This is a genomic window from Gracilibacillus phocaeensis (assembly GCF_900626275.1).
Classification (GTDB): Bacteria; Bacillota; Bacilli; order Bacillales; family Amphibacillaceae; genus Gracilibacillus; species Gracilibacillus timonensis.
In genome coordinates this window covers 346,921-370,878 of sequence record NZ_LR131143.1, presented here as the reverse complement: position 1 = coordinate 370,878, position 23,958 = coordinate 346,921, and the positions used below count along the sequence as shown (strand labels likewise).

Below are 23,958 nucleotides of genomic sequence, written 5' to 3'. Positions count from 1 at the left end.
GAATATTGCGTCTATTATTGTCAGATTTTTTCGAAAATTTAGATTGATTTTCTGTTGGTGTAATGGTATTTTAAAGGTAATATGAACCCTTTTTAAAAAGCTGCGAGAGGAGCTCTCTGATGAATTATATTTTAATTTCTCCCTATTACCCTCGCAATTTTCAGCCATTTGCTACGCGTTTAAAAGAGGCTGGTGTCCATGTTTTAGGCATTGGTGAAGAGCCATATGAGCAGTTAGACGCGGCTTTACAACTGGCGTTATCTGAATATTTTCGCGTGAATGATCTAACTAATCTGGATGAAGTGAAACGCGCCGTTGCTTTTTTGTTCTATAAACATGGTCCGATTGACCGAATAGAATCAAATAATGAGTACTGGTTAACGTTGGATGCGACTCTGCGTGAACAATTTTATGTGTATGGGAATAAGCCAGATGATTTGAAAAAGGTAAAATATAAATCCGAAATGAAAAAACTGTTTAGACAAGCAGGGGTTCCAGTAGTAGATGGCAAGGTGGTACGCACGAAAGCGGAGTTAGCTCAGGCGGTTGACGTGTTAGGTCTTCCAGTCATTGCCAAGCCTGATAATGGTGTGGGTACGGCAGCTACCCATAAGCTCGATACAAGAGAGGCTGTCTCCCGTTTTGAAGAAAAATGGGATGAAACGATTGTTTACTTCTTGGAGCAATATGTCGAAGGCAAGCTTTGTACCTTCGATGGATTAGTGAATCAGCAAGGGGATATTGTCTTCCAAACAAGCTTCACCTATAACGTCCCCACACTGGAACTGGTTACAGGCCAGCTCGACTTAGCATATGTCATTCAGAAGGAAATCGATCCCAAGCTTGAAGCGTATGGCAAGGCAATAGTACAGACTTTTGGCATGAAGGAGCGTTTTTTTCATATTGAGTTCTTTCAATTAGCCAATGGTGATTATGTGGCACTTGAGTATAATAACCGTTTGGCTGGAGGTTATACGGTTGATATGTATAATTATGCGTATTCAATCGACTTATTTGCCCAATATGCTTCCCTTGTAACGGGTGGTTCATTCCGCGAGCCTGAGGTTGATAATCAGTTTTGCGTTGGTGTCACACAACGTGATGTGTACGTCTATCAACATGATACAAAGGCGATCTATCAACGTTTTGGTGCTAAAGTGAAATTTGTCCAGCGTATACCAGAGGCATTTGCTGAGCTCCAAGGGAACCAATTTTATGCGATTAATGCCGATTCGCAGGAAGAAGTTGACGATATCGTTCGATTTGTACATGCACGAAAAATTCAAGGATAGGGGTTTTCGTTATGTATATGGAACAGCTGAGTCATTGGAGTGGGGAATTAGGACGTGATATGCCAGTAAACAGGTATGGCCATAGCGGTATGCCGATTGTGGTGTTTCCTTCATCCGGGGGCTCGCATATGGAATATAGTGATTTCGGAATGATCGATGCTTGTCATGATTTTATCGAATCAGGGCAATTTCAATTTTTCACCTTAGCTAGCATCGACAGTGAAAGTTGGCTGGATGATGGGAAATCACCACATGATCGAGCAAAAGCCCATGAGGCATATGATCGTTATCTGATATCAGAGGCAGTTCCGCTTATAAAGCACCAAACAGGCTGGTTTGATCCGATGATGACAACGGGGTGCAGTATGGGCGCATATCACGCGGTCAACTTTTTCTTGCGGCATCCAGACGTCTTTCAAACAACGATTGCCTTAAGCGGGGTATACGATGTACGGTTCTTTTTTGGGGAGTACGGCAATGATCCGCTTGTCTATGAGAATTCGCCTAGTGACTACATTTGGAACCAGCATGACGGCTGGTTTATCGATCGCTATCGTTCCGCCAATATTATTGTTTGTACCGGGTTAGGAGATTGGGAGCAGGATGGACTTCCCTCCTACTTTACGTTAAAAAAGGCCTGTGCTGAAAAACAAATCCCTGCATGGTTTGATGAGTGGGGAGATGATGTCGCCCATGATTGGGTATGGTGGCGTCGTCAAATGCCCTATTATTTGGGGAAAGTAGCTGAATCATTCTAAAAGACACCATAGACTTGGTGTTTTTTTATGAAGAAAAAGAATGGTAAACTTCATCATAGAGCGGTGAACAGCGTGATTAACCATTGCGACTTATAGATTGAAAACAAATGATGGCCAAAATCGGAGGGAAAATCGCTGAAATGGGCGTCATCGCAGAAATGACGGCCAAAATCGGAGAGGAAATCGCTGAAATGGGCGTCATCACGAAAATGACGGCCAAAATCCGAGGGAAAAGCACTGAAATGGGCGTCATCACGGAAATGACGGCCAAAATCCGAGGGAAAAGCACTGAAATGGGCGTCATCACGTAAATGACGGCCAAAATCGGAGGGGAAATCGCTGAAATGGGCGTCATCACGTAAATGACGGCCGAAATCGAAGAGAAAAGCACTGAAATGGGCGTCATCACGTAAATGACGGCCAAAATCGAAGAGGAAAGCACTGAAATGGGCGTCATCACGAAAATGACGGCCAAAATCGGAGGATAAACCGAAAAAACGGTCGTCATTCCTAAGGAAACGGGGGTTCCACGAGAAAAGGAGTTCTACAGCTAACCAGACAACTCCCATCAAAAGAGCCGAGCCGAGATCAATCTACAGAACACGGAAAAGCCATTATTTGCAGATGAGGATGTATATCATGTAAAGTAAAAGGTGAACATAGAAAATGAAATGTAGAAAATAACGATGCTACAATAAGAGAGAAAATTAGTATGAGGAGGAACTTGCTCATGAGTGATAATAAACCCAAAAAATCGAATCAATTTACGATTATGAAGGATGATCCTAACGACGGTCATGGCGGCTATGGTGTTGGCTCCATCAGTCTGGAAAACATTTCTCCCGTTATTATCGATCCAAAAGAAGATCGTGCCTTCATTGACATAGGAGCCATGCATGGCAGAAGTGAAGTGGAGCGACGAGTGAAATTTCTGCCAAACAAAGACGAAGTACCTAATGGCAAACTATATTGGATTGTCTGGGTTACGGTAGAAAAAACAGAAAAAGGTCCATTCTATTATGGCGTAACTGCTTGTGAAATTATCGTGGACCGCCCGATTAAACGCGCCTATAAATCGATGCCAGAGCATGTTAATCGTATGGATAAATCGATGAAGGGCCATGTGATTGTGGATCATATGGATGAAAAGTCTAAACAACTATTAGGAGATTTCCTGCGAGAGTTTGATGCTAGCATGTGGGAACTTTCATCAGATGAATTAAAGCAGGCATTACCGGAATAGCAACATATCACCAAGCATTTTAGCAGTGAATTGTGCAGAAAGAGAATATGAACATTTTATGAACTTTTAATAAAAGGGTAAATTAGACTTGTTCTTAGCGTTCAATATTAATAGAATAGATACAAGGTAACTCTTAGTTACTAGGACCGTAAGAGGGCTGGGCATTGTGCTCAGCCTTTTTACGTTAATCCAACAGTCACCTTCGATATAAAATTACTCTTCACCGGTCCAAAGCCACTCCCACCAGTTCTCTAACAAATGATCCTCAGGAATAGTCTCCTTTTCAGAGTCTTTATGGCAATATTCGGTCGGTTCCGTACCACGGACGAATAGCATGGCATGGCTTGGTCCGCAGCCCTCCGCTGCTAATAGTCCTGTTTCTAAGTCGATCTCCGCCTCTGTGATATTATCCGGTTTTACCACATGTGTATCAGCATGGCCAGTGTGGGCTTTTTCCATAAACTTGGCCCAGACTTCTTTGGCATATTGCTGATCCTCAGTACTGACAATTTCCCGGTTATCATCATAGCCAACCCAGAACCCCGCAGCCAGAGCAGGACTGTAGCCGACCATCCAATTATCGACATTGGTTGTGCCTGATTTACCGGCATACTCATGAGTTAATTCATCGGCAATCGAAGCGCCGGTTACTCGCATATATCCATTCAATGACTCATCAAACATACCTTTCATTAAATCGCTAAGAATATAAGCGTAGCTTGGATTTAATACTTGCTTATCGTCTTTTTTACGAAGAATATTCCAGCCACTCGTCTCTTTCACCGCTTTCTCTCTTTCATATAAAACAGTGCCAAAGCCATCGGTTACCTTGGTGATCGTATGAGGATGAATCTTTTCACCGCCATTTGCAATGATACTGTACCCGGTTACCATCTCTTTGATGGTAACGACCTCTGTGCCCAATGCCAGGGAAGCGACAGGGTCTAAATCGCTGGTGAATTGAAATTTTTCTTTGGTTGCTTGGGCAAAATGCTCTGGAGTGACAAACAAATTCGTCTTAACAGCAAAAATATTATCCGATAATGCCAATGCTTGTGCCAAGGTAATCGGCTTATTCGCATAGTAATCGTGATAATTGCTTGGCTGATAACTTTTTCCATCCTGCAATTCAAAGGTAGTCGGCTTGCTCATTAGTGCTGTAGCAGCTGTCATTCCACCCTCCAAGGCATTATAATATAAAAAAGGTTTAAAGGCAGATCCCGGCATTCGCTTTGCCTGAGTAGCACGATTAAAAGAAGAATCCTGATAATCTTGCCCGCCTATTAAGGAGGTGATTGCTCCGGATTCGGGGTCCATAGCCATTCCACCAATCTGTATTTCCTGATTGTTGATAACCTGCTCCGCCGTTTCCTCTAAAAATTGTTGCTGCTGGGCATCTAGTGTGGTGTATACCTGATAACCGCCAGAACGGATCTCTTCTTCGTCCACGCCTAGTAATTCTTCCAATTCATGGCTGACCACATCTTGAAAATAAGGAGCAATCGCTGCTGTCTGGTTTTCTTCTTGATTTGCAAAAGCCAGTGATTCGTTGATCGACCTTTGGTAAGTCGCTTGATCAATCACTCCTTTGTCGTTTAAATTTTTCAAGATCCATTCCTGTCTTTCCTTTGCGCGTTTCTCGTTATGAAAAGGGGAGTAATGGGACGGGCCATTCGGGATGCCAGCAAGCATTGCAGCCTCTGCCCAGCTGAGATCATTGGCCGATTTATCAAAAAAATGTCTGCTGGCAGCTTCAATGCCATAGGCACCATGTCCATAATAGATCGTGTTTAAATAACCTTCTAATAATTCGTCTTTATCATAAAACATTTCTAAACGAATCGTATAAAAAGCCTCATACAGCTTGCGTTTCCATGTTTTTTCATGCGTTAAAAAAAGATTTCGTGCATACTGCTGGGTAATCGTACTTGCACCTTCTTTTAAGGACAAAGTGCGAATATCCTTCCAAATCGCGCTTAATAGTCGTTTGAAATCAAAGCCAACATGCTGATAGAAATGCTGATCTTCTGTCCAAACGGTTGCCTTTTCTAATTTGTCATCAATTTCAGGTAATTCCACCCAATAACGTTTTTCCGAGCCGGATGTTTCCCCGATTACTTCCTCGGTATTACTGAAATAGATGGTATTCTGTGATCGATCCAGTGAAGGGGGACCAAGCAGAAAACAAGCAATCATCAACACAGTAAAGCAAGAAATCATCATCATTAATAGAAAAAAAAGAACCTTCGCCAGGCGTCGCATTGCTCTCCCACCCCATTCTCTTCATTACTAGCAGTATGGCTTAAAAAACACATAATAAACATGCATTTTTTGGGAATTTAACACCAAGAAAGCGTGGAATAGAGCTATCAGATGAAAAAGTTTCAATTAAAACGATTGCTTTCATCCCAACCTGTGTCATAATATGATAAAATGTTGTATAGTAAAAGAATTGCACAAACATACTTGTAACCTCTAGACAGTCATTTAGTAAAAAAAGATTAGGAGATATTCTATGGAACGTAATACAATTGTGGAAGACTTTAAGTTGAATAAGAAGGAAATACCGTTGTATGCCGTCTATCGTCAACTAGAAAATCAACCTAATGAATTACGCGATATGAGTGAGATCTGTTTGGCGAGTGAGCAAGCAGTAAATCAGTGTGTCGCAATGGAGTACTTATATATAAATGGATTATACGAAGAGTTAAGGCAGCTATTGGAGAAGGTTCGTCAAACTGATCAATCCTTCTGTCGAAAAGTAGCCAAGATCTATCAAATCATGTACGAGCGCAAAACATTAGGGAAAAAACAGCTTAAGCCAGATGCGCCAGTCCAATATTTGAAGAAGCTACATCGTATGAAGATGCAGGAAGAGGATTATTTTCTGAGGATATTGAGTGATCTTGTCCATATTTATTGTTACTTTGATATGTACCAATATGGCATGATTGGCACGTTTAACCAAACCATCAAACAACATTTAAGCAAGATCAAAGATCCATTATTATATCGGTTGCTTGATCTCCGTTTGCAAGAAGCTTTGTTTATTTATCATTGGAAGCGTAATGAGCTAATTCTTTCCCGCAAGTATGGCTATCAGTTATTACAATCGATTAATAACCCTAGGAAGAAAATTGATATCCACAATATTTTGGCGCAAGGGTACATTTATGAGAGTTATGATCAAGCCATTCATCATATTCATACAGCATTCAAGATTGCCAAAGATATTGATAATGAACGAGCTGTTTACGGTTTGAAGAATTATACCTTGGCGTTTATCTCCGCCTATCATGGGAAAAACGATGGTATAGAGACGGAGGACAAGGCAGAGCAAGCTCATCTTGCTTTAGCGGATAACCGAAATGAGGAATGCATTGAGATACTGAATAGCTTTTCCAGTTTAACCCCTTTTCAACAATATTATTTGGGCTTGGCGAAAAAGGATAAAGAATTGTTGCGGGCTTCTTATCAACGATTTATCGATGAGCGGGATGATTATTTTTACGCCAGATTACCATTAGAAGCACTAAACAGACTTGATAAATAAAAGGATGCATGATAACGTGAATAAATCTATCGTGTCCGTCAAGATGACGATGGAGATCATTGACCAGGATCAACAAGAAGTAACCGTAGTAGAAGAAGAGGGTCAATTGATGGAAAGAGGTAATTTGACTGTGTTAACCTTTCGTGAACAGCATCATGAGGAAGAACCGATTGATTCCCTCATCACGATACAAAAGGACAAAGTAACCGTGAAGAGGAACGGGGGGATTTCCATGGTTCAGCGGTTTATCGCAGGTCAAATAACCGAGAATATATATAAACACGCGTATGGTTCTATGCATATGGAAACCACGACTGAACAAGTTTACTTTGACCGTCCTCTAGGGGAAAAGACGGGTAAGCTGTATGTAAACTACCAAACGAGTTTAAATGGCGAGGAGCCGAGGCAGCATAAGCTCACCATTTTATTGAATTATAGAGATTAGTGGAGGTAACCAATATGAACGTGATGCAAGAGCTACAAGAGAAAGTAAAAGCGGAAATTAAACAGGCCGTAGTAAAAGCGAAGTTAGCGGCAGAAGCAGAGGTGCCGGATATTATTTTGGAAAAACCAAAAGACAAGGCACATGGCGATTATGCCACAAACATTGCCATGCAGCTTGCCCGTATTGCCAAAAAGCCGCCACGTCAAATTGCGGAAGAACTGACAGCTCAATTGGATACAGCAAAGGTATCGATCAAACAAGTGGATATTGCAGGGCCGGGTTTTATCAATTTTACGATGAATAATCAATATCTGGCGGAGTTAATCCCAGCTATTTTAAATGAAGGTCAAGATTATGGCAGTTCTGATTCTGGCGCGGGACAAAGGATTCAGGTGGAGTTTGTCTCAGCGAATCCAACGGGAGATCTCCATCTTGGTCATGCCCGTGGTGCCTCTGTAGGGGATTCGTTGTGCAATATTCTGGATAAGGCTGGTTACAAAGTACAACGTGAATATTATATCAATGATGCTGGTAACCAAATCGATAATCTCGCGCTATCCATTCAGGCACGTTATATGCAAGCATTAGGTAAGGATTTTCCTATGCCTGAGGACGGCTATCATGGACCAGATATCATCCAAATTGGCGAGACTTTGGCAGAAGAGCATGGTGATTCCCTTGTAGAGAAAGCAGAACAGGATCAGCTTGTTTTTTTCCGTACTTACGGCTTGCAAGTTGAATTGGATAAATTGGCTCATGATTTAAAACAATTTCGCGTGCCTTTTGATCATTGGTTTTCCGAAACGTCACTATATGATGAGAATAAAATTGTCCCAGCGATCGAGCTATTAAGAGAAAAGGGATATATCTTTGAAGAAGATGGTGCAACATGGTTTCGTGCCACTGCATTTGGGGATGATAAGGACCGTGTACTAGTTAAACAGGATGGTTCCTATACTTATCTCTCACCAGATATTGCCTATCATAAAAATAAACTTGATCGCGGCTTTGACAAGCTGATCGATATTTGGGGAGCTGATCACCACGGCTATATCCCAAGAATGCATGCGGCGATTCAAGCATTAGGCTATAACGCCGATACCCTTGAAGTGCAGATTATTCAAATGGTCAATCTATTTGAAAATGGTGAAAAAGTGAAAATGAGTAAACGGACAGGAAAAGCAGTCACCCTGCGTGAACTTATGGAAGAGGTAGGCATTGATGCGATGCGTTATTTCTTTGTAATGCGCTCTGCCGATTCTCACTTAGATTTTGATATGGACTTGGCAAAATCGCAATCGAACGACAACCCAGTTTATTATGTTCAATATGCCCATGCGCGGATTTGTACGATGCTAAAACAAGCACAGGAAAAAGGGATCGACTGGTGCGATTATGATGCGAGCTTATTGCAATCGGAAAAGGCCGTAGATTTACTGAAGAAGCTCGGTGAATTTACTCAAGTGATTGCCGATGCCGCAGAAAACCGTACACCGCATCGCGTCACACAGTATGTGTTCGATCTGTCTGCCCAGCTCCACAGCTTCTATAACGCGGAAAAAGTGATCAATCAAGAAGACCTGATGGCGACTAAAGCCCGTTTAGCCTTAATGGAATCGGTGCGCATTACCATCGCCAACGCCGCAGCATTAATTGGCGTTCAGGTACCAGAAAGTATGTAAAACAATCCCCTCTTCACCAATAGCGTGAAGGGGGATTTTTTACGGCGCTTTTAGTTGACATAATACGAAACTGACCGGAAAGGAGCTGAAACCGTCCGGAAAGAGCGCAAAACTGTCCGGGAAAAGTCTCGAACCGTCCGGAAAGAACGCAAAATCGTCAGGAAAACAGCTAAAACTGTCCGGAAACACTTCATGAATCTGATCGCTACCTACTTATAACAGGCCTCGAATTGGAACAGTCAGCCAAGCAAGCAATCTTAAATAGAGCGGTTGATGCTTCAACCAGCCCTTCGTCAAGCTTTTGCTGATCAGGACGTCTTGCCAAAAGGCATGATAAAGCTTGTCATATAAAGAGGACGTACTAGGCGCGATGATATTCAGTTCCTGGTTAAGCTGCCAGCTGCGTCGATCAAAATTTGCGGTGCCAGTGAGGCAGAACTGTTCATCAATAAAGATTACTTTTCCATGAAAAAAGCCATCCTTATACAATCGAATGATTGCCCCTTGTTGCGCCATACGCCGTAAATATGGTAGAGCCGCTGCTTTTGTTAAGGGATGATCGGCCTTGTCAGGGATTAAAATGGTCAATTGGACTCCTCTTTGTAAGGCAGTAGTGAGTGCCTTTTCTATCATACGGCTCGGGATGAAATAGGGGGAGCCAATATCAATGGAATGCTCACTGTTTTCGATATAATGCAGTAGCAGCTGTTCTAAAGTGGTTGATTCCGAAGCTAACACCTCTATATCTCCATGATCACTTACCATTGCATGTTCGCTGTCTTTTTTCCAATCATTAAGAAAGCTTTCCTGTAGTACATCGACTATATCTCCAGTTACACGGATGTGATAATCACGCCATTTGCCTAATGCTAAATCCTTGCCCAGGTATTCATCACCCAAATTAAAACCACCAGCATAACCGATTTGACCGTCAACAACTAATACCTTGCGATGGTTGCGGCGCTGCAAATGATAAAAAAGTGGGAAGGCAGGACCATTCCGTTTTTGAAAGGCGAATTTATCTTGCAACCATTTTTTGCGAAACCGAATGCTCCCACCCCAATCGGTTAAAAAACGTACCTTAACACCTTCTGCTTGTTTTCGTGCTAACAGACTGTAAACTTGATTGCTCAGCCGATCATTACGAATAATAAAAAATTGAATATCAATGGTATGCTTGGCCTGTTCTATATCGGCACAGATTGCCTTGAATAGATTGTTTCCTGTTGTGAACACCTCTACATCCTTAATCGATGTTTGCCAGCTTTTACTATGATTTTGTCCTGCTGCTAGTCGTTTCCCTAATTGAAAATCGAGCCAAATAAGTAGCAGCAATAATAGGATCCATAACATGCCATATCCCCCGCTTTTTATCTTAGAATGCCCAAAAATGATAATTTATTAATCAAGAATTCCATTTTCACAGCAGAAAAAAATCGGAACAAGTCTCGTCTATAGCTTGATCATACAGAAAGGAATAATTAGATAAACTTCCCTTTGAATCCTAGTTGCTGAGAATCATAGCGACATGCTTATCAGCGCGTGACCTATAAAAGCCTAGTATATTTCTTGTAACCATATTAAATTCCCAAATATTATGATAGTATGGAAGCTGTTACATCATGTCAGGGAGGTGATCAAGCGTGGAATTATCCATTTCATTCCTCATAATTTCCGCTATTATTTTTTTCGTATTATTGTATATTGTGATAGAAACAGCTGTAAGAAGAGGGATCGACGCATCGGATACGAAACAAATCATTGAAAAAATATATCAAAATGAAACCGACAGGTATTAACTCACCATTTGAAAGGTTTTCTGGCATGTGTCAGCTGTGCTCCTCGATATCAAGCATATTACGTCCACTATGATCAGGGGGTATCTCTGCTATTTACATTTTCGAGATGTGAAAGCTGAGTAACATAAGGGGTGCGTTTTTGTTCAGAATACGTTAACATATTAACAGAAGATAAATGTAGAAGAGGTGTAAACTTGTGCAAAGATTAGTTTTTTTTGTAGGTGTAGCAGGGACAGGAAAATCAACAGTAGCAGAGGAAGTTGCAAAACATGTCCCTTGTGCTTTTTTGGATCGTGATACCGTAGGAGGACGTTTTGTTGAGCGTTTTCTGGAAATGAATGGGGAGGATCCCAATGATCGCGATTCCCAGTTTTATAAAGAAAATCTGCGGGATCTAGAATATAATGCAACGAAGGATGTATGTATGGAGAACTTGCGGGTTGGACAAAATGTGTTTATGATTTCTCCTTTCACGACAGAACTCAAAAGCCAAGCGTGGTTGGATGGAGTGATTGCGGCAAGCGGTAAGACAAGAGCAGAGATCGATATCAAGGTTATTATTGTTACATTGCAAGATGTTGAACAACAACGTAAGCGTATTGAAGGGCGCGGTACCGTACGTGATACATGGAAGCTTGATAATTGGGATTCTTATGAAACTAGGGTAGACTTTATCCCGACCATTAATTGGGATATCCCATCCAAGCATATTCATGTGTTTGAAAATTCGGGGAAAATAACGTCAGACAAAGTCGAGCGCCTAGTCGATTTTATTAAGGCATAGACGGACTTGAGGAAACTTGACAATCAATCAAACACTGAGTATTGCATTTCCATGAACAAAGCCATATAATATGGTGATAGACTACATCATCATGTGCTTGGATTTACATATAGAAGCTATTTAAAAAGGGTGTTCACCAAGCTTTTTTGAATACGCACATAGAGATGGATGAAAAAAAGGAGTGCTTAGCTGTGAAGTTACAGGATTTATCTAAAGAACAGATAGATGAAATGGCTATGATTGATATTGCATCAATGATTTTAGAATCCGAAAATAAAGCATTAGATTTTCGCGATATATTTGATCGAGTGGCAGAATTGAAAGGTTTCTCGGAATCCGAAAAAGATGCCTGGATTTCTCAATATTATACCGACTTAAATATTGATGGACGCTTTTTGACAAAAGGGTCTAACCTTTGGGGATTGAAGAAATGGTACCCTGTAGAAGACATCGATGAAGATATTACGGTAGCACCAAAAAGGAAAAAGAAAAAAGCCAAGAAAAAGAAAAAGCAAGAAGAAGAAGAGGTACTGGATGAAACCGAGGATCTTGACGAAACGATCGTTGGTGCAGTTGAGGATCTTCATGACCTTGATGACGACGATGAATTAGTCGACGATGATTTAGAGGATGACGATTTCAATCTGGACGATGAGGAAGACGAAGAAGAGATCGAAGGCGACATCGATGATGAGTTCACTAATGACGACGATTTAGAAAAATAGTTCTGTTAGGCACTTGACTTTCGAGAAGCTTCTAAGTAAAATTTTTATTGGGCTCTATTCATAATAGAAATACATAGCGTTCCCTGCTCAAGGGGAGCGCTATTCTTTTTTTGTGTTATACGAACAATAATAGACACCTTGTGGGCTAGATCTAATATAGAGTGATTAAAATATAGAAAGAGGGATATAGTGTGACCAAGTATATTTTTGTAACTGGTGGTGTTGTTTCTTCCATTGGAAAAGGTATCACGGCTGCGTCATTAGGCCGATTGCTAAAGAATAGGGGATTGAAAGTGACGATCCAGAAATTTGATCCCTACATCAATGTAGACCCAGGGACGATGAGCCCTTACCAGCATGGAGAAGTATTCGTAACCGATGATGGAGCTGAAACGGACTTAGATTTGGGTCATTATGAACGGTTTATTGATATCAATCTGAATCAATATAGTAATATTACGACAGGAAAAATATACTCCACCGTTATTAAAAAAGAACGTCATGGTGATTACTTAGGAGGGACCGTCCAAGTCATTCCGCATATCACAAATGAAATTAAAGACAAGGTTTTTCAGGCAGGCAAGCAAACCAATGCCGATATTGTTATCACAGAAATCGGTGGCACGGTAGGTGATATCGAGTCTTTACCATTTATAGAAGCTATTCGTCAAATCAAGAGTAATATTGGCAGGGAAAATGTCATGTATATCCACTGTACCTTGGTTCCCTATATTCAAGCGGCTGGGGAATTAAAGACGAAGCCGACCCAGCATAGTGTGAAAGAATTGCGATCCTTAGGTATCCAGCCTGATGTCATTGTATTACGGACAGAACACACCATCAGTCAAGAAATGAAAGAGAAGATTGCCTTATTCTGTGATATAGACGAGAAGTCCGTCATCGAAGCGGGTGATGCAGATACGCTTTATCATGTACCGCTTGATTTACAAAAGCAACATCTTGACCAAATTACGTGTGATCATTTTGGCCTGGACTGCGGTGAGGCTGACATGACGGAATGGAATCAATTAGTCCAGCGTGTCTTACAGCTTTCTAAGAAAATAAAAATTGGTCTGGTCGGGAAGTATGTTGAACTGCCAGATGCTTATATTTCAGTAGTAGAGGCGCTGAAACATGCCGGATATGCGCATGATGCAGATGTAGATATTAAATGGATTAATGCAGAAGGAATTACTAGCAGTAATGTGGCGGATGAATTAGCCGATGTGGAAGGATTACTAGTACCAGGCGGATTTGGTGATCGAGGAATCGAGGGGAAAATCGCTGCGATTCGTTATGCTCGTGAGAATCGACTTCCTTTCTTGGGCATATGTTTAGGTATGCAGCTGGCAACTGTTGAATTCGCCCGCAATGTAGTTGGATTGACTGGAGCCAATTCCTTTGAGATTGATCCCAATACACCACATCCTATTATTGACTTGTTACCAGAGCAAAAGGATATTTCTGACCTTGGTGGTACCTTGCGCCTTGGAATTTATCCATGCCGTCTGCAAGAGGGAACAAAGACCAAAGAGGCATATGGCGCCGAAGATATCGTTTATGAACGTCATCGTCACCGTTTTGAGTTCAATAATGTATATCGAGAGCAAATGGAAGATCACGGCTTTGTATTCTCTGGTACAAGCCCGGATAAGAAATTGGTAGAAACGATTGAACTAAAAGATCATCCTTGGTTTGTTGCATCTCAATTCCACCCAGAATTCAAATCAAGACCTACTCGTCCACAACCATTATTTAATGGATTTATCCAGGCGGCCGTTCATGCAGAATAGCAGAAAAGGCACCGTAGTTCAGCTGAACTATGGTGTCTTTTTGGGTTTTTGTATATGAAAAGGATATTAAAGGTTTGTTTAAAGGAACGAAATTGCTATTAATAATGTAAAAAAAGTGAAAATGATGCAGGAATTTCACCGGAAATAGCGAATTACAATATATAATTGTCGTGAAATCTTTGACTATTTTTAGACAATGGAATCAACTAGACGAGAAAACGGTAGAAGGGGATAATGAACATGACAAAAACAGTGTTAGTGGTAGATGATCAAGTAGGGATACGCCTCTTATTAGAGGAAGTGATCACGCAGGAGAGCTATCATGTAGAACTTGCCGTCAATGGTAAGGAAGCCTATGAAAAGATAGTAGATAAACAGCCAGATTTAATTATGCTCGACTATAGGCTGCCCATTATTGATGGCCCGAGATTGATTGAAATGTTAGCGGAGAAAAATTATCAGATCCCGATCGTGATGATGAGCGGTTTACCGGATAAGGCGAGGGAAGGGGTAAAAAATATTGATATGGTTTGTGAAATTGTGGAAAAGCCCTTTCAATTAAACGATATACGGGAGATGGTAAGCAATATCTTGAAATAATCAGTCATTCGCCATGATAAACATCTATCCAGCGCATAAGATAAAAAGGCGTTCAGATAAGGGTTTTCTTATGCAAAAATAAACGACATTGTAATGATTAATAAGATGGAGAACGACACAACTGGCTAAGGAATGGCTGAATAACGTTCGGCGTTTATCCTTCAATACGAAAGAACTCTCATTTCCAAATTTGTTATAAAATGAAACAATGAGCATCTTTTAGGGACTGCCAGTACTTCGAATATATGGCACTTCCATACGCAATATAAAATAATCGAAAGAAATCGCATAAGAAAGCGGTTCACTGAAAAGTTTTGTTGCACCTTTCTGTCGGAATTGGTATTCTATATATTAGGTACAATCATTCACAAACGAACGAATGTTTATATCAACAGAGTTTACATACTTAAAGGAGGAAAAAAGAATGCCATTAGTATCAATGAAAGAAATGCTTATTAAAGCAAATCAAAATAGCTATGCCGTAGGCCAGTTTAATCTTAATAACCTGGAATATGTACAAGCTATTCTTCAAGCGGCAGAAGATGAACAGTCCCCAGTTATTTTAGGTGTATCTGAAGGTGCAGGACGTTATATGGGTGGCTTTGGTGTAGTAGTAGCAATGGTAAAAGCAACAATGGAAGCACAGGGTACTACCGTGCCAGTGGCCATCCATTTAGATCATGGTTCTGGCTTTGAAGCTTGTGCAAAGGCTATTCATGCTGGATTTACTTCGGTAATGATCGATGCCTCTCATGATCCATTTGAAGAGAATATTGCCGTGACTTCTAAAGTAGTGGAGCTTGCCCATTTCCATGGTGTATCTGTTGAAGCAGAGCTTGGTACCGTTGGTGGTAATGAAGATGGAGTACAAGGTGGTATTATGTACGCTGATACGCAAGAGTGTAAAGAATTAGTTGATCGTACGGGAATCGACTGTCTTGCTCCTGCGCTAGGTTCTGTGCATGGCCCTTATCAAGGAGAGCCTAATTTAGGTTTCAAAGAGATGGAAGAGATAAATGTGGTTGCCGGTGTGCCGTTAGTACTTCATGGCGGAACAGGTATTCCAACACAAGATATTCAAAAGGCCATTTCGTATGGTACTTCTAAAATCAATGTAAATACGGAAAACCAGATCCAACAAACAAAAGTAGTTCGCGAAGTATTAGAGGCGAATCCAGAAATGATTGATCCGCGTAAATACCTAGGACCTGGTAGAGATGCGATCAAAGAAACAGTTGTAAGTAAAATGCGCGAATTTGGATCTTCCAACCAAGCGTAAGGTATATTAGAATAGGTAAAAAACACCCTCTTATCGTTTTTCCGAAAGAGGGTGTTTTTTTATGGGACAAGAAAGCATAGAAGCTAAACTACAATGGTATATTAAAAACTATTTCTAACTTTGGAACAAGTATATGTAGACCTATTTTAAGGGGCAAAGTACACAATAGATTCCCTTACCTTTGTTTTTGTCCAATTGATGGTATAAACAACAGGTTTTCCTCCATTGCTCACCCTCTTCCGATGAGAGATAATTGGCTAGTGGATTTATACCTTCAACAAGAGGACTTTGCTGATCACTTAAAAAAATCAAGTCTTTCTGAAACCGATTTATACTGCATATTGGTAGTTCTTCTTGTTTCATTTTTCGGTTGATGGAGGCAATCCTAACAGCCACATTTTCCCATAATATAGTTTTTTTCAACCTTGTTTGTTGATGTAACAGTTCAATTAATGGAGAAATAATCTGCTGCAACAACTCTTGTAGTTTTGCTTGACGCTCTTCTGCATGCTGAACAGATTTATATCCTAATTGGTTGTCTTCACTCGTTAAACGATTTTGATTTGTCCATTTGAGTTGATGGAGTGTAAATTCAGGTGCTTTTTGATAAACAGCCATACAATATAAAGTTGAAGATACCATCATAACAGCTAGGCGTTTCACTAGCATCGAGGCAGCAATACTTGAATGAGAAGCTCCCCATCTCTGCTTTAGTTCTTCTAAAAAATCTTCACAGCTGGATTGCTGCCAAATATCGATTAACCATACACCATTTTCTACTTTATTTCCTTGATCAATGAAAAAACGTTCTAAGTTTAACATCTTTTGTTTTCTCTCCCTTATATATAACGATTCCTATAGAGTAAATAAATAAAAAACGGTGCACCAATACTTGCTGTGAATACTCCAGCGGGGATATCCAATGGCATAAAGGCTATTCGACCAATTAGATCAGCACTCATTAGCATGAATCCACCAATCATTGCGGTAATAGGCAGTAAATGCAACAAGGAATAAGGAACGATTTTCTTCGCTATATGCGGTGCTATCAAACCAATAAAACCAATTCCGCCTGCAAATGCAACCGCGGCTCCTGCTAGACCCACGCTAGTAAACAGTAATGCACAACGTAATAATTGCACTCTAACCCCTAAACTTGTAGCTAATTCATCTCCCAGTTCTAATACTTCCATCGTTTTCGCAAGCAATAGAACTACTATGAATAAGCTGCTAAACCAAATTGACATTTGCCATACTTCAGTCATTGCTGCACCATATAAGCTACCAGTCAACCATAGATAAGCTTTTGTTGTCACCGCCGTTTCGCTAAAAACCACCATGAAAGTTACTAAAGCACTCATTCCTGCTGCTATTCCAATTCCTATCAGAACAAGTCTCGTCGGTGTTACTCCATTTTTCCATGAAAGCAGATATACAAGTGTAGCAACCAAAGCAGCACCGATAATGGCTGCAAGAGGTAACCATTGAATACTAAACATATCTAGCAAAAAGACTATGAAAAATAGGGCTCCAAATGAGCCACCTGATGTAATTCCAATGATATCTGGAGAAGCAAGCGGATTTCTGATAATCGATTGCAGAATTAAACCAGCTGTTCCAAGTGCCGCTCCGACTAATAATGCCAGTAAAGCTCTAGGCATTCTTAATATATTGATTGTAAATACATGCTGATCAGATTGGCGTGTGATATGCTGCCATAATTCTTGGATAGGAATCAGTGTACTCCCAGTAGATAAACTAAGGAGGAATAGAAGAATGACAAGGGTAAGAATAACAATATATGCTTTCCAATTCATCTTGTGTTTAACGGATTGAAGATTTTTCAATTATTTCAACCCCTTGCGTGCGATATAAATAAAAAAAGGTGTTCCGATCATGGCTGTCATAACGCCAATTGGTACTTCTTGAGGCATTATCACTATACGTGCAACAACATCAGATAATAGTAATAAGCTTGCTCCCAAGATAGCACTTAAAGGAAGGAGCCAACGATGATCCGGACCAATCAGCCCCCTAGCTATGTGCGGCACAATTAATCCAATAAAACCAATGGCGCCTCCAATAGCAACAGAACCTCCGGCTAGCAATACAACGACTATGCCAATCAGTATTTTAATCAGCCAGACCTTTTGTCCAAGTCCTTTAGCTACATCCTCCCCTGAGAGCAGGATATTGACAGATCCGCCCAAAAGTAACGCCGTCATCCATCCTGCGCATAAAAAAGGCAATATAGGCAACAACATATCCATTTCTCGTCCTGCTACTGAACCTGCCAGCCAAAACAACACACTTTGCAATCTTTGTTCATCTATCACTAATAGGCCCTGGGTAAACGAAATAAACAAAGCCGAGATGGCGGATCCCGCTAACACGATTTTTATCGATGAAAGACTATTGTTGCCGATAGCCCCCAAACTATATACAGAAACACCCGCTAGTCCAGCCCCAATAAACGCTATCCACATAAAATGAACAAGTGAATCTAAAGAGAAAAAAGTGACAGAAAAAACAATAAAGAAAATAGCACCAGCATTGATTCCTAAAATATCTGGAGCAGCCAAAGGATTTTTGGTCAAAGCCTGCATCAGCGCTCCTGCTAAAGCTAAACTGGAACCTATTACCATGGCGATAACGGCTCTTGTTAACCGTGAAGTATGTACAATAACATGTTCGGTATTGACTGCATCATAGTGGAACAATGCTTCTAAAGTTTCCGAGAAGGTAATAGCTGTTTGTCCTGTCGATATACTTGCGAGAAACGAAAAAATTAACAGTATGCCGCTTGCGATAACGCATATAAACTTTATCGTTATATGATTAGTGGTATGCATCATTCGAACGTCCTTTTCTACGAATTGAGAAAATAAGGAAAGGTTTTACGGTTCCTTTTCAACACATCAAAACATAATTGGAAGGATACTTTCTTGGCTTCTATACTCTCGCTAAGAAATTCCTTCGCTAAGAAACCCACAATCCAATTATAGGTTAATAATTCTTACGTTTACATAAGATCATTCATTTTGTCTTACTATTTTTCTAAATCAAGACGGTCATAGATATCATCTAACATCAGGTTGGCAGCATGAATTCCCCCACCCAAATTCCAGGTGATCTCATCTACTTGATATACTTGATCTGATTGCACGGCGTCTAATTCCTGCCATAGTGGATGCTCTGTCCATTCGTCATAGGTTGTTTCCGCTGCTTCATCTTGAATAAAATAGTAAAAAACATCTGCATTCATCTCTGGGATACTCTCTTTGTCCGTTAGCTGAATGATATCTTGTGTATCATCTGATAATTGCTTTGGCGGCTGAAAACCTAGTTCTTGAAGAATAGAACCAGCAAAACCTGTTAAATAAATCCTAGCGTGGTCTGCTCTAAAATTCAGCACGGATACGTGGTACGGCCAAGTGTCTGCAAATTCAGTTTCTGCCTTATTTTGAAAATCAGTTACCCTATCATTCCATTCTGTTAGAATTTCTTCTGCCTTATTTTGTTCCCCTGTTGCTTCTCCTATTAAATGAATTGTATCTTTAAATGCAAAAACAGTTTCTTCCATGACGGTTGGTGCAATGGCTGATAATTGGTCATAGATTTCCTCATGTCTTACCTTTGAAGCAACAATTAAATCTGGCTCTAATTTATTTATTTCTTCCAGATTAGGTTGTGTTTCTTGCCCTACATATGTAACACCTTCCAAATCATCCTTTAGATAATCGTACATGGGTTGTTGCTGCCATGACTCAACTGCACCTACTGGAGTAATCCCAAATGATATAATTGAATCTGTTGCTCCTTGATAGAGGGTAACAATTTTTTTTGGGTTTCCCTCTATAGTGGTTGTTCCCATTGCATGGGTAACCTCACGAACATCCTCTGCATTCTCCTCCCTATCTGATGAATCCATTGAATCTGTTTCTTGGCTACAAGCTACTAATATAAGTAGTAAAGCCAGTAATCCACCCAATATCCACGTTTTTCTCCTCGTTTGCATGAGAAATCAAACTCCTTCTTTTTGATATTGATAATCATTATCATTTATAGAGTTTACCTAAACTTTTAGTTCGGTGCAAGTTATTTTATGGTAAGTTTGTATATATTGGTTCAAAGAGGTGTAGATAAGTCGAATCTTCCAATCAGTCATAAATAGATAATAAAAAAGAAATATTCTCTTACAAAGGGGGGATAAGTAGAGTAAGTCTCCTAACTCATGCTACACTCAGCAAAATTAACACCATTCAGTGGAATGAAGAAAAAACTAGTGGGGGAATTTCGCTTATTAAGTCAGACCTCCTATTTGAATTCCTCTTCAAATAAGCTATAATAGTATTGATTGAAAAAAGGTTACATAAATATGGTAATCATCGTACAAGCTAATTATAAAATCAAGATAACGATCAAAGGTATAGATAATAGAATGAAACGGAATGGAACTTGAAGAAAGTGAGGATAACATCATGCATAAATTGCTTGTTGAGGGTGGACATCAACTAAGAGGCAAGGTACGTGTAAGTGGAGCGAAAAATAGTGCAGTCGCATTATTGCCTGCAGCTATTTTAGCCGAATCAGAAGTGGTCATTGAAGGACTCCCGGATATATCAGATGTAAAGACATTGAGTTATTTGCTGGAAGAAATCGGTGGTACTGTTGAGCGAAAAGGGCATACGGTACATATCAATCCCGTTAATATGACAGCCATGCCATTACCAAATGGACGCGTAAAAAAATTAAGGGCCTCCTATTATTTCATGGGGGCCATGCTGGGACGTTTTAAAGAAGCCGTCATTGGTTTGCCAGGAGGCTGCTATTTAGGTCCGCGTCCCATTGATCAGCATATTAAAGGATTCGAGGCATTAGGGGCAACCGTGACAAATGAGCAGGGTGCTATCTATTTGCGAGCGGAGAAGCTGACAGGAGCTCGGATATATTTGGATGTAGTCAGTGTGGGAGCTACGATTAATATTATGCTGGCCGCTGTACGTGCAGAGGGACGGACGGTCATCGAGAACGCAGCCAGGGAACCAGAAATTATTGATGTGGCAACCATTTTAACCAGTATGGGAGCGAAGATTAAAGGTGCCGGGACCGATGTGATTCGTATCGATGGAGTCGAACGATTAACCGGTTGTATGCATACCATTATTCCTGATCGAATTGAAGCAGGCACTTATATTATTATGGCGGCTGCTAAGGGAGAAGATGTGATTATAGATAACGTTATTCCACAACACTTGGAACCACTACTAGCTAAATTGAGAGAGATGGGCGTATATATTGAAGAAGGGGAAGAGCATTTACGTGTGCAACGTCGTGCGGACTTACAATGTGTTGATATTAAAACCTTGGTACACCCTGGATTTCCGACCGACTTGCAGCAACCCTTCACCGCCTTATTAACGCAAGCGAAAGGGACTGGTGTAGTTACTGACACCATCTATCAAGCCCGATTTAAGCATACCGATGAACTAAGACGGATGAATGCGCAAATTAAAGTGGAAGGCAGCTCTGCCATTGTACAAGGACCGACACCGTTGGAAGGTGCCAAGGTGAAAGCAAGTGACCTGCGAGCGGGCGCCTCGCTTATTGTAGCAGGACTGCTTGCGAACGGTGTCACGGAGATTACCGGCGTGGATCATATTGACCGAGGATATGCTAATATTACCGAGAAACTCAAAAGTCTCGGGGCAAATATTTGGCGAGAAGAGATGTCTGAACAAGAAATTCAGCAATTTCAGAATTCTTAGCAGATGATAAAGACTGTGGATACACAAGGGCGTTGCTTGAGTGTTTTCCGCAGCCTTTTTTTCGAAAATTTCATATTTCTTAAAAAATAAGTTGAATATCTAGACCGTACCATGTACTATAGAAAATAGTAAGGGCTTAATACGTGCTTCGTATCGTCATCTATACACAGATAGGTGAATGTGGCTCCCATCTCAAATTCTTCTTGAGGTTTTAAGTGATCTCTGTGCTTCCAAAATAATGTTATCCAAATGAATGAAACATTACATAAATGATTCCAAAAAGATTGATTGAGGATTTTTACATGTGTATAAACAGAGAAGAAAAGCAATAGCAAATCCGCTTTGTTGCGCATCACGCAATAGTAGTGTTTGCAAAGCGGCTAAGTCTTGCACTTCCACGCTTTGTGTGTTTTTGCTGTGCAAGTCAGGGGAATGGTTTATGTAGAAAATTTTTAAATCTGTAAGATAAACAAATATTATAATAAATATAGGTGTGGTGATTTTGTGAGTGAAGTAACCATTTCAGAATTAGAGTCAATGACATTGAAAGAATTATATGCCCAAGCAAAAGATTTCAAAGTATCCTATTATGCGAAATTAACCAAAAGGGAATTGGTATTTGCTATTTTGAAGGCACAAGCAGAAAAAAGCGGTTATCTTTTTATGGATGGAGTTTTGGAGATTATTCCTACCGAAGGATTCGGTTTCTTACGCCCGATTAATTATTCGCCGAGTGCCGAGGATATTTATATTTCTGCCTCACAAATTCGTCGTTTTGATTTGCGCAATGGGGACAAAGTATCTGGTAAGGTACGCCCCCCGAAAGAAAATGAGCGTTATTATGGCTTATTACATGTTGATGCCGTTAATGGAGAAGATCCCGAGGCTGCCAAAGAACGAGTGCATTTCCCTGCATTAACCCCTCTCTATCCTGATCGATTAATGAATTTAGAAACAGGACCAAAGTTAATTTCAACACGTATTATGGATTTATTAACACCGGTAGGTTATGGACAGCGCGGTTTGATTGTTGCTCCTCCGAAAGCCGGTAAAACTATGCTGTTAAAGCAGATTGCCAACAGTATTACTACAAACCATCCACATACGAAATTAATTATTTTATTAGTGGACGAGCGCCCGGAAGAGGTTACGGATATTGAACGATCGGTTGGTGAAAACGTAGACGTCGTTAGTTCCACTTTTGATGAAGTACCAGAAAATCACATCAAAGTAGCAGAACTCGTTTTGGAACGTGCCATGCGTTTGGTGGAGCATAAGAAGGATGTTGTGGTTCTGATGGATAGTATTACACGTCTTGCACGTGCTTATAACCTGGTGATTCCCCCAAGTGGAAGGACGTTGTCCGGCGGGATAGATCCAGCGGCATTCCATCGACCGAAACGTTTCTTTGGTGCAGCAAGAAATATCGAGGATGGTGGTAGCTTTACCATATTAGCGACAGCCTTGGTGGAAACTGGATCTCGCATGGATGATGTTATTTATGAGGAATTTAAAGGAACAGGCAATATGGAACTTCATTTAGATCGGAATTTGGCACAACGTCGTATTTTCCCAGCGATCGATATTTTACGTTCCAGCACGAGAAAAGAGGAACTGCTCGTGTCGAAAAATCATTTGGAAAAAATGTGGGCGATCCGTAAGAGTATGCAGGATTCACCAGATTTTCTGGAACGCTTCTTGCGAAAATTACGTTCGACCAAAAGTAATGAAGAATTTTTGACGGCCCTTGATGAAGAAATGAAACGAAAAGGAACAAAAAAATCAGTTTAATGTAACTTACTCTTGCAAACCATGGTTCATACTGATATAATTCTTCTGTGTGACATGCGTGTACGAACGCATGTGAATTAACTCTGTTTCCAAGGGATTCAGGGCAAAAGGAGTGGATAGATATGAGAGACGGAATTCATCCAGAATACCGCAAAGTTGTATTTCTTGATACAAGCTCTGACTACAAATTTCTAACCGGATCAACGACAACGTCCGATGAAACAATCGAATGGGAAGATGGCAACACCTACCCATTAATCCGTGTAGAGACTAGTTCAGCTTCTCACCCGTTCTATACTGGTAAGCAAAGAGCTGACAAAGTCGGTGGTCGTGTAGATCGATTCAAGAAAAAATACAACCTTAGCTAATCGGTATTTTAAAAAAACGATATAAGGTTTAGAAACAGACAAATGGTTACTCATTTGTCTGTTTTTGTTTGAGTGAAG

General features: G+C 40.5%; 22 protein-coding genes. 15 read left to right on the top strand and 7 right to left on the bottom strand.

Annotation, left to right across the window (positions count from 1 at the left end; translation table 11 throughout):
• The first annotated feature begins 119 nt into the window (after positions 1-119).
• A complete protein-coding gene (locus E0E32_RS06290) occupies positions 120-1,292 on the top strand; it encodes an ATP-grasp domain-containing protein (RefSeq protein WP_130859298.1) in 1,173 nt (390 codons plus the stop codon).
• Positions 1,293-1,303: 11 nt separating this feature from the next.
• On the top strand, positions 1,304-2,050 hold the full coding sequence (locus E0E32_RS06285; protein WP_130859297.1) for an esterase family protein: 747 nt from the start codon (positions 1,304-1,306) through the stop codon (positions 2,048-2,050).
• Positions 2,051-2,126: 76 nt separating this feature from the next.
• Here E0E32_RS06285 and E0E32_RS22115 read toward each other — a convergent pair whose 3' ends face one another.
• Positions 2,127-2,558, bottom strand: a complete 432-nt coding sequence (locus tag E0E32_RS22115; protein ID WP_165444976.1) for a hypothetical protein — start codon at positions 2,556-2,558, stop codon at positions 2,127-2,129.
• A 222-nt stretch (positions 2,559-2,780) separates the two neighbouring features.
• On the opposite strand from E0E32_RS22115, the gene E0E32_RS06275 reads away from it, so the two are divergent.
• A complete protein-coding gene (locus tag E0E32_RS06275) occupies positions 2,781-3,293 on the top strand; it encodes a YwhD family protein (RefSeq protein WP_066188149.1) in 513 nt (170 codons plus the stop codon).
• A 213-nt stretch (positions 3,294-3,506) separates the two neighbouring features.
• Here E0E32_RS06275 and E0E32_RS06270 read toward each other — a convergent pair whose 3' ends face one another.
• Positions 3,507-5,555 carry a transglycosylase domain-containing protein gene (locus tag E0E32_RS06270; RefSeq protein ID WP_286171759.1) on the bottom strand — a complete coding sequence of 683 codons (2,049 nt, stop codon included), beginning with the start codon at positions 5,553-5,555 and terminating at the stop codon, positions 3,507-3,509.
• 253 nt (positions 5,556-5,808) lie between these two features.
• Between E0E32_RS06270 and E0E32_RS06265 the strand changes: the two genes are divergently transcribed.
• From E0E32_RS06265 to argS, 3 genes are read left to right on the top strand one after another with little or no spacing between them, the layout of a single operon-like run.
• Positions 5,809-6,846 (top strand): AimR family lysis-lysogeny pheromone receptor, encoded by a 1,038-nt coding sequence (locus tag E0E32_RS06265; protein ID WP_066188145.1) that lies wholly within the window; start codon positions 5,809-5,811, stop codon positions 6,844-6,846.
• Between the two features lie 16 nt (positions 6,847-6,862).
• Positions 6,863-7,291: a YwiB family protein gene (locus E0E32_RS06260; RefSeq protein WP_078059938.1), complete on the top strand. Its 429-nt coding sequence runs from the start codon at positions 6,863-6,865 to the stop codon at positions 7,289-7,291.
• 14 nt (positions 7,292-7,305) lie between these two features.
• Positions 7,306-8,973 carry an arginine--tRNA ligase gene (gene argS, locus E0E32_RS06255; RefSeq protein WP_130859295.1) on the top strand — a complete coding sequence of 556 codons (1,668 nt, stop codon included), beginning with the start codon at positions 7,306-7,308 and terminating at the stop codon, positions 8,971-8,973.
• Between the two features lie 213 nt (positions 8,974-9,186).
• On the opposite strand, the gene E0E32_RS06250 is transcribed toward argS, so the two are convergent.
• Positions 9,187-10,326 carry a phospholipase D-like domain-containing protein gene (locus E0E32_RS06250; RefSeq protein ID WP_066188141.1) on the bottom strand — a complete coding sequence of 380 codons (1,140 nt, stop codon included), beginning with the start codon at positions 10,324-10,326 and terminating at the stop codon, positions 9,187-9,189.
• Positions 10,327-10,616: 290 nt separating this feature from the next.
• Between E0E32_RS06250 and E0E32_RS22110 the strand changes: the two genes are divergently transcribed.
• The 6 genes from E0E32_RS22110 (at position 10,617) to fba (ending at position 15,953) form a co-directional block, all read left to right on the top strand.
• Positions 10,617-10,772, top strand: a complete 156-nt coding sequence (locus E0E32_RS22110) for a hypothetical protein (protein WP_165444975.1) — start codon at positions 10,617-10,619, stop codon at positions 10,770-10,772.
• Between the two features lie 196 nt (positions 10,773-10,968).
• Positions 10,969-11,556, top strand: a complete 588-nt coding sequence (locus E0E32_RS06245) for a P-loop nucleotide/nucleoside kinase family protein (protein WP_130859294.1) — start codon at positions 10,969-10,971, stop codon at positions 11,554-11,556.
• A gap of 191 nt (positions 11,557-11,747) precedes the next feature.
• A complete protein-coding gene (gene rpoE / locus E0E32_RS06240; protein WP_066188137.1) occupies positions 11,748-12,281 on the top strand; it encodes a DNA-directed RNA polymerase subunit delta in 534 nt (177 codons plus the stop codon).
• A 191-nt stretch (positions 12,282-12,472) separates the two neighbouring features.
• Positions 12,473-14,074, top strand: coding sequence for a CTP synthase (pyrG, locus tag E0E32_RS06235; protein ID WP_130859293.1), 1,602 nt, complete (start codon positions 12,473-12,475; stop codon positions 14,072-14,074).
• A gap of 240 nt (positions 14,075-14,314) precedes the next feature.
• On the top strand, positions 14,315-14,674 hold the full coding sequence (locus tag E0E32_RS06230; protein WP_066188133.1) for a response regulator: 360 nt from the start codon (positions 14,315-14,317) through the stop codon (positions 14,672-14,674).
• A gap of 424 nt (positions 14,675-15,098) precedes the next feature.
• Complete coding sequence (fba, locus tag E0E32_RS06225; RefSeq protein WP_066188132.1) at positions 15,099-15,953, top strand: class II fructose-1,6-bisphosphate aldolase; 855 nt, start codon at positions 15,099-15,101, stop codon at positions 15,951-15,953.
• 141 nt (positions 15,954-16,094) lie between these two features.
• On the opposite strand, the gene E0E32_RS06220 is transcribed toward fba, so the two are convergent.
• The 4 genes from E0E32_RS06220 to E0E32_RS06205 form a co-directional block, all read right to left on the bottom strand.
• On the bottom strand, positions 16,095-16,775 hold the full coding sequence (locus tag E0E32_RS06220) for a ferric iron reductase (protein ID WP_066188130.1): 681 nt from the start codon (positions 16,773-16,775) through the stop codon (positions 16,095-16,097).
• A gap of 17 nt (positions 16,776-16,792) precedes the next feature.
• Positions 16,793-17,800, bottom strand: a complete 1,008-nt coding sequence (locus tag E0E32_RS06215) for a FecCD family ABC transporter permease (RefSeq protein WP_286171757.1) — start codon at positions 17,798-17,800, stop codon at positions 16,793-16,795.
• Positions 17,801-18,808, bottom strand: a complete 1,008-nt coding sequence (locus E0E32_RS06210; protein ID WP_130859292.1) for a FecCD family ABC transporter permease — start codon at positions 18,806-18,808, stop codon at positions 17,801-17,803. It abuts the gene before it with no gap.
• 194 nt (positions 18,809-19,002) lie between these two features.
• Positions 19,003-19,971, bottom strand: coding sequence for an ABC transporter substrate-binding protein (locus E0E32_RS06205; protein WP_130859291.1), 969 nt, complete (start codon positions 19,969-19,971; stop codon positions 19,003-19,005).
• 463 nt (positions 19,972-20,434) lie between these two features.
• On the opposite strand from E0E32_RS06205, the gene murA reads away from it, so the two are divergent.
• The 3 genes from murA (at position 20,435) to E0E32_RS06190 (ending at position 23,880) form a co-directional block, all read left to right on the top strand.
• Positions 20,435-21,721 carry a UDP-N-acetylglucosamine 1-carboxyvinyltransferase gene (gene murA, locus E0E32_RS06200; RefSeq protein WP_066189016.1) on the top strand — a complete coding sequence of 429 codons (1,287 nt, stop codon included), beginning with the start codon at positions 20,435-20,437 and terminating at the stop codon, positions 21,719-21,721.
• A 504-nt stretch (positions 21,722-22,225) separates the two neighbouring features.
• On the top strand, positions 22,226-23,512 hold the full coding sequence (gene rho / locus E0E32_RS06195) for a transcription termination factor Rho (protein ID WP_078059937.1): 1,287 nt from the start codon (positions 22,226-22,228) through the stop codon (positions 23,510-23,512).
• 122 nt (positions 23,513-23,634) lie between these two features.
• Positions 23,635-23,880 carry a type B 50S ribosomal protein L31 gene (locus tag E0E32_RS06190; protein WP_066188124.1) on the top strand — a complete coding sequence of 82 codons (246 nt, stop codon included), beginning with the start codon at positions 23,635-23,637 and terminating at the stop codon, positions 23,878-23,880.
• The last annotated feature ends 78 nt before the right edge of the window (positions 23,881-23,958 follow it).

What these genes read in the sequence shown, in the direction of transcription:
- E0E32_RS06290 (WP_130859298.1), top strand. Translation starts at nt 120, where the DNA reads ATGAATTATATTTTAATTTCTCCCTATTACCCTCGCAATTTTCAGCCA.
- E0E32_RS06285 (WP_130859297.1), top strand. Translation starts at nt 1,304, where the DNA reads ATGTATATGGAACAGCTGAGTCATTGGAGTGGGGAATTAGGACGTGAT.
- E0E32_RS22115 (WP_165444976.1), bottom strand. Translation starts at nt 2,558, where the DNA reads ATGACGACCGTTTTTTCGGTTTATCCTCCGATTTTGGCCGTCATTTTC.
- E0E32_RS06275 (WP_066188149.1), top strand. Translation starts at nt 2,781, where the DNA reads ATGAGTGATAATAAACCCAAAAAATCGAATCAATTTACGATTATGAAG.
- E0E32_RS06270 (WP_286171759.1), bottom strand. Translation starts at nt 5,555, where the DNA reads ATGCGACGCCTGGCGAAGGTTCTTTTTTTTCTATTAATGATGATGATT.
- E0E32_RS06265 (WP_066188145.1), top strand. Translation starts at nt 5,809, where the DNA reads ATGGAACGTAATACAATTGTGGAAGACTTTAAGTTGAATAAGAAGGAA.
- argS (WP_130859295.1), top strand. Translation starts at nt 7,306, where the DNA reads ATGAACGTGATGCAAGAGCTACAAGAGAAAGTAAAAGCGGAAATTAAA.
- E0E32_RS06250 (WP_066188141.1), bottom strand. Translation starts at nt 10,326, where the DNA reads ATGTTATGGATCCTATTATTGCTGCTACTTATTTGGCTCGATTTTCAA.
- E0E32_RS06230 (WP_066188133.1), top strand. Translation starts at nt 14,315, where the DNA reads ATGACAAAAACAGTGTTAGTGGTAGATGATCAAGTAGGGATACGCCTC.
- fba (WP_066188132.1), top strand. Translation starts at nt 15,099, where the DNA reads ATGCCATTAGTATCAATGAAAGAAATGCTTATTAAAGCAAATCAAAAT.
- E0E32_RS06220 (WP_066188130.1), bottom strand. Translation starts at nt 16,775, where the DNA reads ATGTTAAACTTAGAACGTTTTTTCATTGATCAAGGAAATAAAGTAGAA.
- E0E32_RS06210 (WP_130859292.1), bottom strand. Translation starts at nt 18,808, where the DNA reads ATGATGCATACCACTAATCATATAACGATAAAGTTTATATGCGTTATC.
- E0E32_RS06205 (WP_130859291.1), bottom strand. Translation starts at nt 19,971, where the DNA reads ATGCAAACGAGGAGAAAAACGTGGATATTGGGTGGATTACTGGCTTTA.
- murA (WP_066189016.1), top strand. Translation starts at nt 20,435, where the DNA reads ATGCATAAATTGCTTGTTGAGGGTGGACATCAACTAAGAGGCAAGGTA.
- E0E32_RS06190 (WP_066188124.1), top strand. Translation starts at nt 23,635, where the DNA reads ATGAGAGACGGAATTCATCCAGAATACCGCAAAGTTGTATTTCTTGAT.